Here is a 14,080-nt window from a genome sequence, read left to right as displayed (position 1 = left end):
GGAACCGCCATGAACGCGATGACCGAACCGGGCCGCTGGAACCGCCGCGCCCTCAACCACGCGGCGCGCCTGGCGCGGGCCGAGCAGGCCTGTGGCACCAGCAAGCTGTTGCGCGCCGAGCAGACCGTGGCGCTGCTGGAGGCCGTGATCGAACCCGGCGACCGCGTCTGCCTGGAGGGCAACAACCAGAAGCAGGCCGACTTCCTGGCCCGCTCGCTGGTGAAGGTCGACCCGCAGCGCGTGCACGACCTGCACATGGTGCAGTCGGTGCTCTCGCTGCCCGAGCACCTGGACATCTTCGACACCGGCGTGGCGCGGCGGCTGGACTTCAGCTTCAGCGGCCCGCAGGCCGGCCGCCTGGCCCAGCTGGTGTCGCAGGGCCGGCTGGAGATCGGTGCCATCCACACCTACCTGGAGCTGTTCTCGCGCTACTTCGTCGACCTGACCCCGCATGTGGCGATGGTGGCCGCGCACGCCGCCGACGCAGAAGGCAACCTCTTCACTGGCCCCAACACCGAGGACACGCCGGCCATCGTCGAGGCCACGGCCTTCTCGGGCGGCATCGTCATCGCCCAGGTGAACGAGCTGCTGCCGCCGGGGCAGGCGCTGCCGCGCATTGACATCCCCGCCGGCTGGGTGAGCTTCGTAGTGCAGGCGCCGCGCCCCAACGTGATTGAGCCGCTCTTCACCCGCGACCCGGCGCAGATCAGCGAGGTGCAGGTGCTGATGGCCATGATGGCCATCAAGGGGATCTACGCCGAGTACGGCGTGCAGCGCCTGAACCACGGCATCGGTTTCGACACCGCCGCCATCGAGCTGCTGCTGCCCACATACGGCGAATCGCTGGGCCTCAAGGGCAAGATCTGCCAGCACTGGGCGCTGAACCCGCACCCGGCGCTGATCCCGGCCATCGAGGCGGGCTGGGTGCAGTCGATCCACTCCTTCGGTTCCGAGTTGGGCATGGAGGACTACATCCGCGCCCGCTCCGACGTGTTCTTCACCGGCCCGGACGGCAGCCTGCGCAGCCACCGCGCCTTCTGCCAGGCCGCCGGGCACTACGCCTGCGACCTGTTCATCGGCTCCACGCTGCAGATGGACCTGGACGGCAACAGCTCCACCGCCACGCTGGGCCGCATCGCCGGCTTTGGCGGCGCGCCCAACATGGGGGCCGATGCGCGCGGCCGCCGCCACGTGAGCCCCGCCTGGCTGCGTGCTGGCGAAGAGGCACGGCGCGGGCGCAGCGGCGCGGCCGGCACGCCGCGCGGCCAGAAGCTGGTAGTGCAGATGGTGGAGACCTACCGCGAGCACATGCAGCCCGCCTTCGTCGAACGGCTGGACGCCTGGACCCTGGCCGAGCAGGCCGGCATGGCCCTGCCGCCCATCATGATCTACGGCGAGGACGTGACGCACGTGCTCACCGAAGAAGGGCTTGCCAACCTGCTGCTGTGCCGCAACGACGCCGAGCGCGAGCAGGCCATCCGCGGCGTGGCCGGCTACACGCCCGTGGGGCTGGGCCGCGACCGCCGCATGGTGGAGCACCTGCGCGACCGCGGCGTCATCCGCCGCCCGGCCGACCTGGGGATCGACCCGCGCCTGGCCACGCGCCAACTGCTGGCCGCGCGCAGCATGCGCGACCTGGTGCGCGCCTCGGGCGGCCTCTACCAGCCGCCGGCCCGCTTCCGGAACTGGTGAACACGGAGAAACACATGAGCCATGCAATCGGAACGGAGTCGCTGGACTACGTCTTCCACGGCCACCGCAGCCTGCCGGCCTTCACGCCGGTCTTGGTCGGCGTGGTGGGGTCGGGCAACCTCGAGGTGCTGCTGGAGCCCCTGGCCGACCCGGCCCGTTGTGCCGTGAATGTGCAGACCTCGGCACGCGGCTTCGGCGCCATCTGGCAGGCCGTGGCGCAGGACTTCCATGCCCGGCACGGCCTGGGCGGCCTGCGCGTGTCCATCCACGACATGGGCGCCACGCCCGCCGTGGTGTCGCTGCGGCTGGACCAGGCCGTGGCCGAGCTGGGCGCGAACGGAGGGGCGGCATGAACAGCTACGCCGAGATGAACGCCCGCCAGCGCGTGAAGGCGCTGCTGGACGCCGGCAGCTTCCACGAGTGGCTGGCCCCGCAGGCCCGCGTCAGCAGCCCGCACCTGGCCCAGCTGGGCCTGCCCTGCGCTTTCGACGACGGCGTGGTCATCGGCCATGGCTTGCTGGCCGGCCGGCCCGTGCACGTGGCCGCGCAGGAGGGCGGCTTCATGGGCGGTGGCGTGGGCGAGGTGCACGGCGCCAAGCTGGTGGGGCTGATGCAGCGCGCGCTGCGCGAGCGGCCTGCGGCGGTGCTGCTGCTGGCCGACTCCGGCGGTGTGCGCCTGCACGAGGCCAATGCCGGGCTGATCGCCGTCTCGGAAGTGATGCGCGCCCTGCTGGACGTGCGCCATGCCGGCATCCCCGTGGTGGTGTTGGTGGGCAGCTCGGGTGGCTGCTTCGGCGGTATGGGCATCGTGGCCCGCTGCGCCGACTGGGTGGTGATGAGCGACGTGGGCCGCCTGGCCATGTCGGGGCCCGAGGTCATCGAGTCGGCCCATGGAGTGGAAGAGTTCGACGCCCGCGACCGCGCTCTGGTGTGGCGCACCACCGGTGGCAAGCACCGCTGGCTGTGCGGCGACTGCGACGCGCTGGTCGAGGACGACCTGGCCGAGTTCCGTGACGCCGCCATCGCTGGCCTGGGCCAGGCCCGTGCTATCACGCTCGATGCGCTGGAGCGCGAGCACGTACTGCTGACCCTGCGCGAAGCCGGGGCCCCGCTGGGCGCCGAACCCGAGGACGAAGCCGCCGCACTGTGGCGCGCGCTGGGCGTGGACGATGCCCAATGCGTGCCGCAAGCCGACGTGCCCGCCGTACGCGGCATGCGCCCGTGCTGAGAAGGAAACGAGATGCAATGGAACGCCCTCGCCGAAGCCCTCTTCGGCCCCCACCACGGCCTGAAGGCCGATGGTGACCTGGTGCTGGGCACCGCCCGTCTGGACGGGGCCGAGCTCACCGTGATCGGCACCACCCACCACGCAGCCATCGGCGTGCACCTGGCGCTGGCCCAGGCCCATGCCGTGCTGGAGACTGTGCGCAGCCACCCCAGCCGGCCGATCCTGCTCCTCATCGATACGCAGGGTCAGCAGCTGCGCCGCCGCGACGAACTGCTGGGCATCAACCGCGCCATGGCCCACCTGGGGCTGTGCCTGGACTTCGCCCGCCGGCAAGGCCACCGCGTGCTCGGTCTGGTGTACGACCAGGCGCTCTCAGGTGGCTTCATCACCTCGGGCCTGATCGCCGACGCCTGCTACGCGCTGCCCGAAGCCGAGATCCGCGTGATGCGCCTGCCCGCCATGGCGCGCATCACCAAGCTGCCCGAGGCGCAGCTCGAAGCCCTTTCGCACGACAACCCGGTGTTTGCACCTGGCGTGGGCAACTATGTGGCCATGGGCGGCGTGCAGGCCCTCTGGCAGGGCGATCTGGCCCAGGCCCTGCGCGACGCGCTGGTCCACGCTCCGCGCTCCGACGAGCGTGCCGAGGCTGGCCGTGCCCGTGGCGGCCGCCGATTGGCCGCCGAGGTGGTGGACCGCGTGCTGCAGGCCGCCTGAGCCATGCCACCGCTGCGCCGCCACCAACTGCTGTGCCTGAATGCACTGGGCTGGGCCGATCTGGCCGGCCAGGTGGAGGCCGGCCTGCCCGACACCGTGCTGCAGCTTTGGCGCAGCCGGCGCTTGCCGCTGGTGCTGTGCCGCCAGCCGCTGGCCGGGCCGCACGCGCGGCTTTGCGCCGGCCTGCCGCTGCCCACGCGTTGGGCCCGGCGGCGCTGCGCGGTGCAGGTGCCGCGCGAGGGCATCGCCTACTTCGCCGAGTTCCCCACCACGCTGCAGGTGCTGCCCGGGGTGCCCGTGGCACATCGCGACAGCCTGGTGCGGCTCTCGCAGCAACTGGCTATGGCCGGCCTGCGCGCCCAGGTCTACGGCAGCTTCGGCTGGCAGGCCCTCACCGGCCTGGCCTATGTGCGCGAGGGCTCGGACCTGGACCTGTGGGTCGGCGTGGCCCACGCGGCCGAGGCTGACCTGGCCTCGCGCTGCCTGCAGCAGTGCGACGCGGCGGGCGAGACCGGGCTGCGCCTGGACGGCGAGCTGGTGTTCCCGCACGGGGATGCAGTGTCGTGGCGCGAGTGGCTGCGTTTTCGCGCGGGCGGCAGCCGCAGCCTGCTGGTCAAGGCCCTGCACGGCGCCCGCCTGTGCCACGAGGTGCCGCAACCCGAACCGGAGCTGTGCTGCGCATGAACACCCCCTTGGCCTCCAAACATCATGGCCCGACGCCGGCGGCGGCGGCGCACGCACTGCCAGCCGGGCAGGGCACCCTGGTGGCCCGCGCCGCCGTGCTGGCCCTGCACGACGAGCTGGCGCTGGCGCCTAAGCCTGGCCTGGTGTCGTTCGCCGACAGCGGCAGCCACGACGACATGGACGCGCAGACCTTTCTGCGCAGCCTGATGGCGCTGCGCGGCTACTTCGGCGCCATCCATGGCCTGGGTGCGCAGGGGGCGCCATTCGCCGCGCTGGAGCGCTGTGGCATTGCCGCCGAGGCGACCATGCTGCAGGCCACCCAGGGCATCAACACCCACCGCGGTGCCATCTTCATCCTGGGCCTGCTGTGCGCCGCCGTGGGGCGCGTGCAGGCTCACGGCGGGGCGGCCACACCCGAAGCGGTGCGCGACGCCTTGCGGGCCACCTGGGGCGCCGAGCTGGCCGAGCGCGCGCAGCGCACCTCGCAACTGCCGGGCGGCGTGGCCGCGCGGCGCTGGGGTTTGCGCAGCGCTTCGGAGGAAGCCGCGCTGGCCTTCCCCGCTGTGTTCGAGGTGGGCCTCCCTGCGTGGCGGCAGGCGCAATCCGCGGGCTGGTCGCACCAGCAGGTGCAGGCCCAGGCCTTCTTTGCGCTGCTGGGCCAGTTGGACGACTGCAACCTGGCCCACCGCGGTGGCCTGAAAGGCCTGCACTGGGCACGCGCGCAGGCGCACGGTTTCTTGGCCGTTGGCGGGGCCGGTGCTCCCGGTTGGGAAGCCAGTGCCTGGGCCCTGCACCGCCGCTTCGTGGCCCGCCGCCTCTCGCCCGGCGGCTGTGCTGACGGCCTTTCGGCGCTTTGCTTCCTGCAGCGCGTGGGCCGCATCGCCTGAGGCCTGGCAGGCGACATGGCCTACGCGCTGGTGTTCTCCGGGCAAGGCGGCCAGCACGCCGAGATGTTCCGCTGCCTGGCCGCGCCAGAGCACAGCGCGCTTGTGGATGGTGCTGTGGGGCCGGGCTGGCGCGAACGCTTGCACGACCCGCACTGGAGCACCCGCAACGCCGTGGCCCAGCCGCTGCTGACCGCGCTGGCGGTGGCCACCTGGCAAGCCCTGCGGGCGACGTTGCCGCCGCCCACCGTGGTGGCCGGCTACAGCGTGGGCGAGTTGGCGGCCTTCCATGCGGCTGGGGTTATCGGCGCGGAACAAGCGGTGGACCTGGCCCGCGTGCGCGCCGCCGAGATGGACCTCGCCGCCCAGGCCACACCCACCGCGTTGGCCGGCTGGAGCGGGTTGGATGCCGATGCGCTGGCCGCACTGTGCCAGCGCCACGGCATGGAGGTGGCCATCCGCAATGCGCCCGACAGCGTGGTGGTGGGCGGCCCCGTGGCCGCGCTGCAGCGGGCCAACGGCGAGGTCGAGGCCCTGGGCGCGCAGGCGAGCCCGTTGCGCGTGGGCCTGGCCTCGCACACGCGCTGGATGCGGCCTGCGGCCCAGCGCTTTGCGGAGCATTTGGCCCACGAGCCCATGGCCGCACCCTCGTGCCGCCTGGCCACCAACCACGCGCTGCTGGTACGCACAGCTGCCGAGGCCCGTGTGGCGCTGGGCGCTCAGGTGGCCACCACCGTGCGCTGGGCCGAGTGCATGGACGCCATCGTGCAGAGCCGCGTGGACGCGGTGCTGGAGATCGGCGCTGGCAGCGCGCTCTCGCGCATGCTGATGCGCGTGGCGCCCGTATTGCCGGTGCGGGCCGTTGATGACTTCAGGAGCCTGGAAGCGGTGCTGAAATGGCTGATGCGATACTCGACTGCTTGACGATGTGGCCGGCCCTGGCGAGTCTGGAAATGGCGGTCGGTGCGATGTGGAAGCCAGCAGCGGCGTGGTCACGGGCGTCTCGAACTGAGCGCGCGGCGTCTCTGCCCGTCGGACAAGTTGCCCGGATGCCCTCGACGCCCGGGTGAAGCGCTGGTGACCGCAGCGACACATTCTGACCTTCTGGTCGGACAGGGATCGGTCGGTGGTCGAAATCGCGTTGGCGCCGGGCAACCACGGCTGGGAGTTCCCGCTGGCCGAGCACGAGTCCGAGGCGGACTTCCAGACGCATGACCAGCTTTGGAAGCTGCCGAACTCGCTGGGAGTGACGAGTGACGATGTAGAAATTCACTAGCACGCCTTCTACCGCCACCACGTGCGCTATGCCGACCAGTGGCGCAAGGGCCGAGTTTTCCTGCTCGGTGATGCGGGGCACCTGATGCCGCCCTGGGCGGGCTCGGGCATGCAGTCAGGCATTCGCGACGCCTTCAACCTCACCTGGAAGCTGCGCGAGGTGCTCTCCGGCCGGCTGCCGGAATCCCTGCTCGACAGCTACGAAGCCGAGCGGGCGCCCAACGTGCGCTTCTACACCGAGGTGGCCATCCAGCTCGGCCGCATCATCCAGCAGCAGCTCATCGAGGAGGAGCTCGCCGCGATGGCGCCCAAGCCGGGTGAGCTGCCGATGCTGCGCAACCCCTGGTACGACGCCGGCTGGTGCACCGGCGAGGTCACTTCCGACGGTGCCGTGGGCAAGATGCTGCCGCAGCCCCGGGTGGTCGACTCGGCAGGCCGACGCTGTTGGCTCGATGACCTGCTGGGTGACGGCTTTGCGCTGCTGGGTGCGGGCATCGACCCGGCCAGTTTGCTCACGCCAGAGCAGCGCGAGCAATGGGACCGGTTGGGGACACGCTATTTCACGGTGATCGGAGTGGATTCCGCCGGGCATGGCCACGACGACATCGTCGACCTTGACGGCAGTTTGCTCTCCTGGATGCGCGGTCACGCGACGACGGTGATCGCTGTGCGGCCGGATCGCTTCGTGGCGGCGGCGCAGAGATCCGGTTTGGCAGTTCCCTGCAGCAGCTGACTCGGCCCAGGGCCAACAGCAGAGCAGTCTTCGTTGAATCCCCGGAAACATGTTTCTGCAGGGTTTGACCCAGAAGTCTGGTAGGTGCGCTGCTTGAGATCCGACGCAGGGCGATGGCCTGCGTCGGATCTCAACCGCGAGCGACGTTCAACCTCAAACCATACCCCGCTCCGCGAACGAAACGATGGCATCGCATCCCACGACAAAGTGATCCAGCAATCGCACATCCACCAGAGCCAGCGCAGTCTTGAGCGACTGCGTCAGGTACTCGTCGGCCCGGCTGGGCTCCGCGACGCCGCTGGGGTGGTTGTGCGCCACGATCAGTGCGGCCGCGTTGTGTCTCAGCGCCTCCTTGACCAGCTCGCGCGGGTAGACCGACGTCTGCGTCAACGTGCCCCGGAACAGCTCCTGGCCCACCAGCAAGCGGTGGTGGGCGTCCAGGAAGAGCCCGAGGAACACCTCGTGTTCCAGACCCGCGCAACGCAGCCGCAGCCACTCGCGCAGGGTGTTCGGTGAATCCAGTACTGGACCGTGGTGCATCTGCGCTGCCAAGTCCCGCAGCAGCAGTTCCCGGGCGATGTCCAACCGCTGCCTGAGCAGTTGATCTCGATCGGTCAGCTTCCTTCTCCATCGTGGGGGCAAGCCGTCCCGTGCCACCGGGGGCAAGCCAAACTCCCCATCGAATCCTGTCGCAGCGGTCGGCGACAACAACGCGGCCACCAAGGCGTCGCGGCTGATCTGTTCCAAGTTCATGTTGTGCTCCAAGAGGTTCATGCCTGCGAACCTGGGAGCACCAGACCCAGGGGCCAGGCCCCGAGGCTGCAAGGTGGGTTGATGAAAAGGACAGGTTGGCCCTGTCCGGTGAGACTCCAGGCCGACCGGCCTGTCATCCCAAGTCAACTGGAAATATTCCGTCAGCGCCGGCCGATGACCTGGCCCGGGCGAGCCCGGACAGCACCATCATCGGAGGACCTTCACCCTTGACGAGCCAGACCGTGCTGCGCCTGGGATCCTCCATCCGACTCACGCGCCCGGAAATCGCGCGCTTCACGGAGATCACCGGCTTCGAGCCGGAGGACGTGCGCACCACTGGCGATCTGAAGGCCTACGTCTCGCGCTGCAAGGCCTACTACTGGGGGACCTCGCGCGACACCCAGTTCCTGCACTGGCTGATCGACCGGGAGTGGTCGAACTGCATGGCGCAGCGGTCGCTGTCCTCCTGAAGTTCTGGCTGGAAAGGGTTCCAGCCGATCGCTGGCGCTGCGGATTGCACAGACGCCAGGCGATCGCCGGAAACCTCGGGAGGCAGCCGATCAGGCCGCCTCGCGATCATCAGGGGCCGCAGCCCCTGGATGCCTGTCCGAGCGAGATGAGGCCGCCAGGCCACCTTCCTGCTCGAAACTCGCTCGCGCTGCCGCAAAACCCGGCTGACGGGCCAGGCGGCGCGCCTGTGAGTTGGCCGGCTCTGCCTTTGGAGCTGGCAGACTGGCCAACAGCAGATTCCAGCCGCTGGCCAGGAACTGCACCAGTGCCAGAACCGGCCCCAGAAGCACCGTGCGCAGCGAACTGCGCAGCCAGAGCCCCACCCGCTTGTGGCGGGCCTGGCGCTCCTTGTGCCGGCGTTGGGCCGCCTTGCAGCGCAGGTACAGACCCAGGTGCTGGCGCTTCATCAACGGGTCGGCCTCCAGCTGGGCCATGACATCCGCCGCCATGGCATGGTCACGGCCCACGCGCTGATAGAAGCCGACCCAAACGCGCTCTTCCTCCTTGCGCAGGGCAGAGCGCGGTGGTCGTGGGGGAACACTCTCAAGGGGCATGCAACGCTCCTGTGGGGGAGGGAGCCTCTGCACCATGGCAGACCGCTTCTCCCGTGGCTGGGGGCCGTCGTCGAATCGACGGGGCGCATGTGAACCCCACCCGAAGGCGAGGATCACGCAACAGACCGAGGCTTTGCTGCCCAGGCCGAGGCTCCTCGCCCGACCCAGCTGGATCGGGGCGGAGCCATCAGGTGCCAAACGCCAAGGGCGCCGGCACCACCGCCATCGATCCTCCGCGCCAGGGCGGACGGACGAAGGGGTGCGGTTGCCAGAGCCGCCGGTCGCAGAGCCGGTGGCGAGGCTGTACACGAGTCGCCGAAACAGACGGACGAGCCGTCAGCAGCGCAGCTACGGGCCGCTCGGTCCGCTGGACGGGCAACGGCAGCCCGCTGCCGCCCAGCAGAACGCACAGCGCCATTGGCGCAGGCAAGGCGTGAAGGGACATGGTGTTCTCCTCGGAAGAGCGGGAACACCAGGGCTCCGCAGGGAACTCGAGGTTCCCCGCCAGGGAAGAAGAGGGCAGGCAGCGCCAGCCCTCAGGGACCGGGCACCTCAGCGACACCGGTGCCTCGAAGGCTGCGCATCCAGCGCAACCCCATCAAGGCAGGTGACGACTGCGACGCCAGCGGAGCTGGACTCCAGGCCGGTGAGACCGACCCAAAGGCTTGGCAGGCACGATGCCCGCAGAAAGCCTCTCCAGTATGCGCAGTGCGTCTGTGGGGGCAATGCCGCACATCGCTTGAAGACGGATTGCCACCCTCAAGCCCCGGACAAGTCGCCGGCCTGAACAAGAGCAGCGCTTCGGTCCCTGCGCGGGAGGATCGCCCCCAAGTACACAGACGATGCCTTGAGCCTGGCATGCCCGGCGAGTTTCGAGACTTCGAGCTGGGCACGGTGTACCGATTGAAGTTTTCGAAGTTTCCTGGTCGTTGGAATCTGGTGCTGCGATGGGTTGTTCTCTCATTCCGCGCCGACGAGGAAGAACGGCGCCCAGTAGCGCGGGTGCCCGAACCCGGCCTGACCACGCAGACTGCGCATGCTTTCGCGTAACGCCTGCGCCTTGTCCAAGCCTTCTCCGAGATAGCGCTCGTAGAAGCCCGTCATCAATACGGTGGTCGCGTGGTCGCTTACGCTCCAATGACTTACGAGCACGCTGCGCGCGCCCGCAAAAAGGAAGGCCCGGCTCAGGCCAAGCACGCCTTCTCCGGCGATTCGGCCGAGACCGGTCTGGCAGGCGCTGAGCGCGACAAGGTCGGCCTTCAACGTCATTGTCATGACACGCTGCGCCGTCAGGCGCTCGCCGCAGGGTGATGGGGCGAGAAGCACAAAGGACTTCAGCGGCTCGTCGCCGGATACCGCGCCGTGTGTGGCCAAGTGCAGTACGTCGTAGTGGCCCGATTCGCGCACCACCGTCGACAGGTCTCCCTCTCTTCCGCGAAGCAGTTTCGCACCCGGAGCGGGGAACATCGCCGCGATGCGCAGCGATTCCTCCTCGGCTCCTGGCAGCGGCGCGAAGCCGATGCGAAACAGCTCCTCGTGGCCTGGCTCAATGGCAGCAAAGATTGGGTTGCCGACGATCAGGCCTTTGAAGCTGCCCTCACGGACAAGCGGTGGCCGGCTGCGACTTGCTTGCAGCAGTTCCTTCGAAGGAGCGTAGAGCAGCGGCCAGCGCGCGCCCATCCAGTCCTCGCGTCCCGCGTCGAGCGCGGCAAATGGCAGCATCCAGAGCGCGCCATGAGGTTCGATCACAAGCGTCTGGCCCGTGGCAGGCAGGAAGGCCTGCATCGGCGCAACGAGCGTGTCGTACAACAAGCGGCTCAGCGCGTCGAAGCGCTGCGGGTCCTCTCCGGTCACAGGCTCTGCGGCCTCGACCGTGCCGCGCACTCCACGCTCTTCGCCGCCCGGCACGAGCGCACGGCGGACCTGCGTGACGTAGCGCGTCAATGCTTCGCGCCCCATCGGCGCGACGTGGCCGTGCACCGAGCCGTCCGCACGCGCTACAAGCACGAGAGTGGCCTCCTCGAACACGTGGTAGACGAGCCGAGTCAGCGATGGCACCGTCTCCGCACGCGCTACTCGCAATGAGCCGTTGACGCGCCGGAATGCGCTCGAGTTGGGAAACACGGCCGCATTGGGTAGGGGGCCGACATCCGGGAACGCGGTGGCGTTCGGAAAGACCGTGGCGGGCGCTCTTTGCATCATCGGCGACTCCACGCTCTCGGCCTGCTGGCGCTGTGGCGCTGCCAGCCGCCCACTACCCTCTGGGCGTTCGTGTTCGGCATGCCGGTCAAGCGCGGTGGGATCGGTGCACTCGGGCAGGCCGAACGAAGAAGCTTGCGGACGCAGCTCACCCCAACCGCCAATCAGCGCGGAGAGCGCCTTGCCGCGGGCGCGCTCGGTCAGGTCGAGCAGCCGCGCATAGGCATCGGGGTGGCCCGGCGCACGCTGAAGTTCTACCTTCAGCAGTTCGTCCTGCAGGTCCTGAGCGCTCTCGAGCAGGCCGACCTTGCCTTCGTCGGTGCGCAAGTCGTCCTGTGCTGCCTGCAGTGTGTCGAAGCTGGCCGCAAGCGCGGCCGCTGCAGCGTCGATGTTGCCGAGCGCGCGCTGGGTCCGTCCGAGCCCGAGGTAGGCCGGCCATAGGATGCTACGCACGCCGAGGCCAGAGACCAGGCCGACCGCGAGCTGGTACTGCGATGCTGCCTCGCTGTACCGGCCTTGTTGCGACAGAAGGTGACCATAGCCGGTGCGTGCACTGGCCTCGCCACGGTGGTCCTTCGCTTCGACGTGCAGCGCGAGCGCCTGCAGGTACAGGCGCTGCGCCGGCTCGTCCTCGCGCCGGTCGCGGTGGATGCCGGCCAACAGCGTCAGCGCGCGCCGTTGGTCGAGCCGCGGCGCAGCTACAGCGAAGCCCGACAGCGCTTCGCGGAGGCTCCTCTCAGCGCTGTCGAGCCGGCCCTGGCGACGTAGTGCCTCACCACGGTTGGCGAGCAGCTGGGCGCGCAGCAGCGGCACTTTCGTGATCTCAGGGCGCTCCAACGCGCGTTCGTAGGCGTTGAGGGCTGGGCCGTCCTGCAATTGCTGCAGGTAAGCGTTGCCGACGCCGACAAGAAGCCGCGCGGCGAGCGCGTCGTCTCGCTCGGCCGCAGCGAGGTCGTGTTCGGCATCGGCGTTGTAGAGCTCCATCGGCACCGGTAGTTCACGCCGCGGCAGGCCCTTAGGCACCGCGCCGAGCCGCGCGACCAGCTGCTCAATGTCGGGCTGTTGCTGGCTCGACAGCGCGACCACACCAGCTTCGAACGACAGTACCGCGTCCTGGACCCGTCCGCCCGACAGTTGCATCTGGCCAAGGCGGTAAAGCAGGGCCGCGGTCAGCTTGGGCCGGGCAAGATTGCCCGCCAAGTGCAGGGCCTTCACATGCGACTCGATGGCGGTGTCGGTGTCACCGCGCGCCGCGGCCTGCGCAGCTGCAGCTTCGAACGCCACGATGGGTCCGGAGATGTCGCCGCCGTCGGCTACGGCCACCGGATAGAAGAATAGCCCTGCAGCCAGACCGAACGCAACCTCGATCACCGTGCGACCAATCCACGTCCGCCTGCCGGTGTGGCATTGGCTCTGGCGTGGTTCCATGAGTGCCAGGTGACATCCAAACCTGACAGCCACGTCGTGCACCAATGAGGAAAGGAGGTTCATGCCAGATCCACATCGCAAGAATGGACTCCCCAGGGATGGGTAGATCTGCACCGCCTGGAACGCAACCATTCGTCCGCAGACCCCGAAAAGGACCGAGTCTGGCGGCAGGGCAGCACACGGCTTGTGTCTGGCAGCCTTGTCTCCGCTGCGTGCAGGATGCTTGGTGCTCCCGGGAAACATCTGCCCTCCAACTGACAAGATGGCTGCTGACAAGATGCCTCTGGCATGGCTTTCGAACCTTTCCAGACGAAGGTCGGTCTCTCAATCTTGGAGCGAGAAACCTCTGTGCTTCGGGGACAGCATGACCTTCTTGACGATGGTGGCAAGCTTGCCAATGGCTTAGTGAAGGTGATTTTGCTGGGAATCAGCGCATGTTCGATTTCGGTCAGCCGGTCACAGCATCATTCGCTCGCGCCGCTCCGCGGAGCCGACAGAATGATCCGTGCAACTTGGCATCTGGTCTCTCGGCTTGCTCTTGACCTCAGGTGGGCGCTCTTAGCGGCATATCGCTGGGAGGGTAGACATCCCACTGTCGCGCGCAAATCTCAGCGCTCGCCTCCGCAATTGAGTATGCGTCAGAGACTTCCAAGCCAACCTGCGCCTCATGACCCGGAAAGGATATCGATCGGAGACAAGTCCTCGCCCGGCACAGGGACTGCGCGCGGTGTGAGGGTACCGTCGTAGTACAGCTCGATCTCGCGGTTGCGCCGGTTCACCAAGCCAGGGACTTCCTTGCCTCCCGCCCAGACGTATCGCAGCAGTTGACTGGCGACCTTGTCGTGTTGACCTGCGTTGACAACCTTCAACAACGTCGACTTGCGAAAAGCGCCTCCTCCGACATTGAATACGAAATCGCACAGCGCCGCGTACTGTGTGTCAGTGAGCGTGGTGGTGACCGCCAGCATGACCACGGTCTGCGCTTCGGCCATGTCCTTCACGAGGAGTGCCTCACCTTCGGGTTCGGTGATGCCGTCGAGCCACTCGGCCGGCTCTGTGCCGTCGCAGGGCGCCCTCTTGATCAGGTGACCGTATCCGATCGTGCAGTACCGCGCCGCGTCGTTGTACCGCTTAGGTCGCCAGCCTTCGCCAGCCTTGGTGACGGCGATGCCCTTGGGAACCACCGGCCGTAGCGTCATGCCCGCCGGAAGAGCAACCTTGCCGCCAAGGTCGTTGAAGATGCCCGGTGTCAACGCGTCGGGTATGTCGAGCACGAAGTCGTCCAATGGACGAGTGGCGCATCCACCAACAATCAGGCTGACCATCAGCGTGGTCGCGATGGCAATGAGGGTTCGGAATCGTGACATGCTGGGATCTTCTCCTGCGGTCATCCAATGGTCGGTGGTGCCATCGTGCATGTATGCGA

General features: G+C 68.5%; 14 protein-coding genes. 10 read left to right on the top strand and 4 right to left on the bottom strand.

Annotated elements, in window-relative coordinates:
• Nucleotides 1-9: 9 nt before the first annotated feature.
• The 9 genes from mdcA to NGK70_RS15000 all read left to right on the top strand — a co-directional run bounded on the left by mdcA (nt 10) and on the right by NGK70_RS15000 (nt 7,210).
• A complete protein-coding gene (mdcA, locus tag NGK70_RS15040) occupies nt 10-1,692 on the top strand; it encodes a malonate decarboxylase subunit alpha (RefSeq protein WP_251969334.1) in 1,683 nt (560 codons plus the stop codon).
• Between the two features lie 14 nt (nt 1,693-1,706).
• Nucleotides 1,707-2,045, top strand: coding sequence for a malonate decarboxylase acyl carrier protein (gene mdcC / locus NGK70_RS15035; protein WP_251969333.1), 339 nt, complete (start codon nt 1,707-1,709; stop codon nt 2,043-2,045).
• Nucleotides 2,042-2,920, top strand: a complete 879-nt coding sequence (locus NGK70_RS15030; protein ID WP_251969332.1) for a biotin-independent malonate decarboxylase subunit beta — start codon at nt 2,042-2,044, stop codon at nt 2,918-2,920. The genes mdcC and NGK70_RS15030 overlap by 4 nt, the downstream gene beginning before the upstream one ends.
• 12 nt (nt 2,921-2,932) lie before the next feature.
• Nucleotides 2,933-3,634: a biotin-independent malonate decarboxylase subunit gamma gene (mdcE, locus tag NGK70_RS15025; RefSeq protein ID WP_251969331.1), complete on the top strand. Its 702-nt coding sequence runs from the start codon at nt 2,933-2,935 to the stop codon at nt 3,632-3,634.
• Between the two features lie 3 nt (nt 3,635-3,637).
• The gene (gene mdcG / locus NGK70_RS15020) at nt 3,638-4,318 is read left to right on the top strand and encodes a malonate decarboxylase holo-[acyl-carrier-protein] synthase (protein ID WP_251969330.1); all 681 of its coding nucleotides are present in this window, start codon (nt 3,638-3,640) and stop codon (nt 4,316-4,318) included.
• Nucleotides 4,315-5,205, top strand: coding sequence for a triphosphoribosyl-dephospho-CoA synthase (locus NGK70_RS15015; RefSeq protein WP_251969329.1), 891 nt, complete (start codon nt 4,315-4,317; stop codon nt 5,203-5,205). Before mdcG ends, NGK70_RS15015 begins: the two co-directional genes overlap by 4 nt.
• Before the next feature lie 15 nt (nt 5,206-5,220).
• Nucleotides 5,221-6,126 (top strand): ACP S-malonyltransferase, encoded by a 906-nt coding sequence (locus NGK70_RS15010; protein WP_251969328.1) that lies wholly within the window; start codon nt 5,221-5,223, stop codon nt 6,124-6,126.
• 202 nt (nt 6,127-6,328) lie between these two features.
• A complete protein-coding gene (locus tag NGK70_RS15005; protein ID WP_251969327.1) occupies nt 6,329-6,478 on the top strand; it encodes a hypothetical protein in 150 nt (49 codons plus the stop codon).
• Nucleotides 6,479-6,499: 21 nt separating this feature from the next.
• On the top strand, nt 6,500-7,210 hold the full coding sequence (locus NGK70_RS15000) for an FAD-dependent monooxygenase (RefSeq protein WP_251969326.1): 711 nt from the start codon (nt 6,500-6,502) through the stop codon (nt 7,208-7,210).
• A 153-nt stretch (nt 7,211-7,363) separates the two neighbouring features.
• Here the strand turns inward: NGK70_RS15000 and radC are convergent, their stop codons facing one another.
• The gene (gene radC / locus NGK70_RS14995) at nt 7,364-7,984 is read right to left on the bottom strand and encodes a RadC family protein (RefSeq protein ID WP_251969325.1); all 621 of its coding nucleotides are present in this window, start codon (nt 7,982-7,984) and stop codon (nt 7,364-7,366) included.
• A gap of 206 nt (nt 7,985-8,190) precedes the next feature.
• On the opposite strand from radC, the gene NGK70_RS14990 reads away from it, so the two are divergent.
• Entirely contained in the window at nt 8,191-8,433 is a 243-nt protein-coding gene (locus tag NGK70_RS14990) for a hypothetical protein (RefSeq protein ID WP_251969324.1), read from the top strand.
• Nucleotides 8,434-8,523: 90 nt separating this feature from the next.
• Here the strand turns inward: NGK70_RS14990 and NGK70_RS14985 are convergent, their stop codons facing one another.
• The 3 genes from NGK70_RS14985 to NGK70_RS14975 form a co-directional block, all read right to left on the bottom strand.
• Nucleotides 8,524-9,027, bottom strand: coding sequence for a hypothetical protein (locus NGK70_RS14985; RefSeq protein ID WP_251969323.1), 504 nt, complete (start codon nt 9,025-9,027; stop codon nt 8,524-8,526).
• Between the two features lie 960 nt (nt 9,028-9,987).
• Nucleotides 9,988-12,717 (bottom strand): CHAT domain-containing protein, encoded by a 2,730-nt coding sequence (locus NGK70_RS14980; RefSeq protein ID WP_251969322.1) that lies wholly within the window; start codon nt 12,715-12,717, stop codon nt 9,988-9,990.
• 602 nt (nt 12,718-13,319) lie between these two features.
• The gene (locus tag NGK70_RS14975; RefSeq protein ID WP_251969321.1) at nt 13,320-14,072 is read right to left on the bottom strand and encodes a lysozyme; all 753 of its coding nucleotides are present in this window, start codon (nt 14,070-14,072) and stop codon (nt 13,320-13,322) included.
• Between the last annotated feature and the right edge of the window lie 8 nt (nt 14,073-14,080).

Source organism: Sphaerotilus microaerophilus, from assembly GCF_023734135.1.
GTDB classification, from domain to species: Bacteria; Pseudomonadota; Gammaproteobacteria; order Burkholderiales; family Burkholderiaceae_C; genus Sphaerotilus; species Sphaerotilus microaerophilus.
The sequence above is the reverse complement of the archived record's forward strand: the minus strand, read 5'-3'. Positions and strand labels throughout refer to the sequence as shown.

Excerpts from the sequence above, each read along its gene's own strand:
- radC (WP_251969325.1), bottom strand. The coding sequence starts at position 7,984 with ATGAACCTCTTGGAGCACAACATGAACTTGGAACAGATCAGCCGCGAC.
- mdcE (WP_251969331.1), top strand. The coding sequence starts at position 2,933 with ATGCAATGGAACGCCCTCGCCGAAGCCCTCTTCGGCCCCCACCACGGC.
- mdcA (WP_251969334.1), top strand. The coding sequence starts at position 10 with ATGAACGCGATGACCGAACCGGGCCGCTGGAACCGCCGCGCCCTCAAC.
- NGK70_RS14975 (WP_251969321.1), bottom strand. The coding sequence starts at position 14,072 with ATGCACGATGGCACCACCGACCATTGGATGACCGCAGGAGAAGATCCC.
- NGK70_RS15030 (WP_251969332.1), top strand. The coding sequence starts at position 2,042 with ATGAACAGCTACGCCGAGATGAACGCCCGCCAGCGCGTGAAGGCGCTG.
- NGK70_RS15015 (WP_251969329.1), top strand. The coding sequence starts at position 4,315 with ATGAACACCCCCTTGGCCTCCAAACATCATGGCCCGACGCCGGCGGCG.
- NGK70_RS14985 (WP_251969323.1), bottom strand. The coding sequence starts at position 9,027 with ATGCCCCTTGAGAGTGTTCCCCCACGACCACCGCGCTCTGCCCTGCGC.
- mdcG (WP_251969330.1), top strand. The coding sequence starts at position 3,638 with ATGCCACCGCTGCGCCGCCACCAACTGCTGTGCCTGAATGCACTGGGC.
- NGK70_RS15010 (WP_251969328.1), top strand. The coding sequence starts at position 5,221 with ATGGCCTACGCGCTGGTGTTCTCCGGGCAAGGCGGCCAGCACGCCGAG.
- NGK70_RS14980 (WP_251969322.1), bottom strand. The coding sequence starts at position 12,717 with ATGAACCTCCTTTCCTCATTGGTGCACGACGTGGCTGTCAGGTTTGGA.
- mdcC (WP_251969333.1), top strand. The coding sequence starts at position 1,707 with ATGAGCCATGCAATCGGAACGGAGTCGCTGGACTACGTCTTCCACGGC.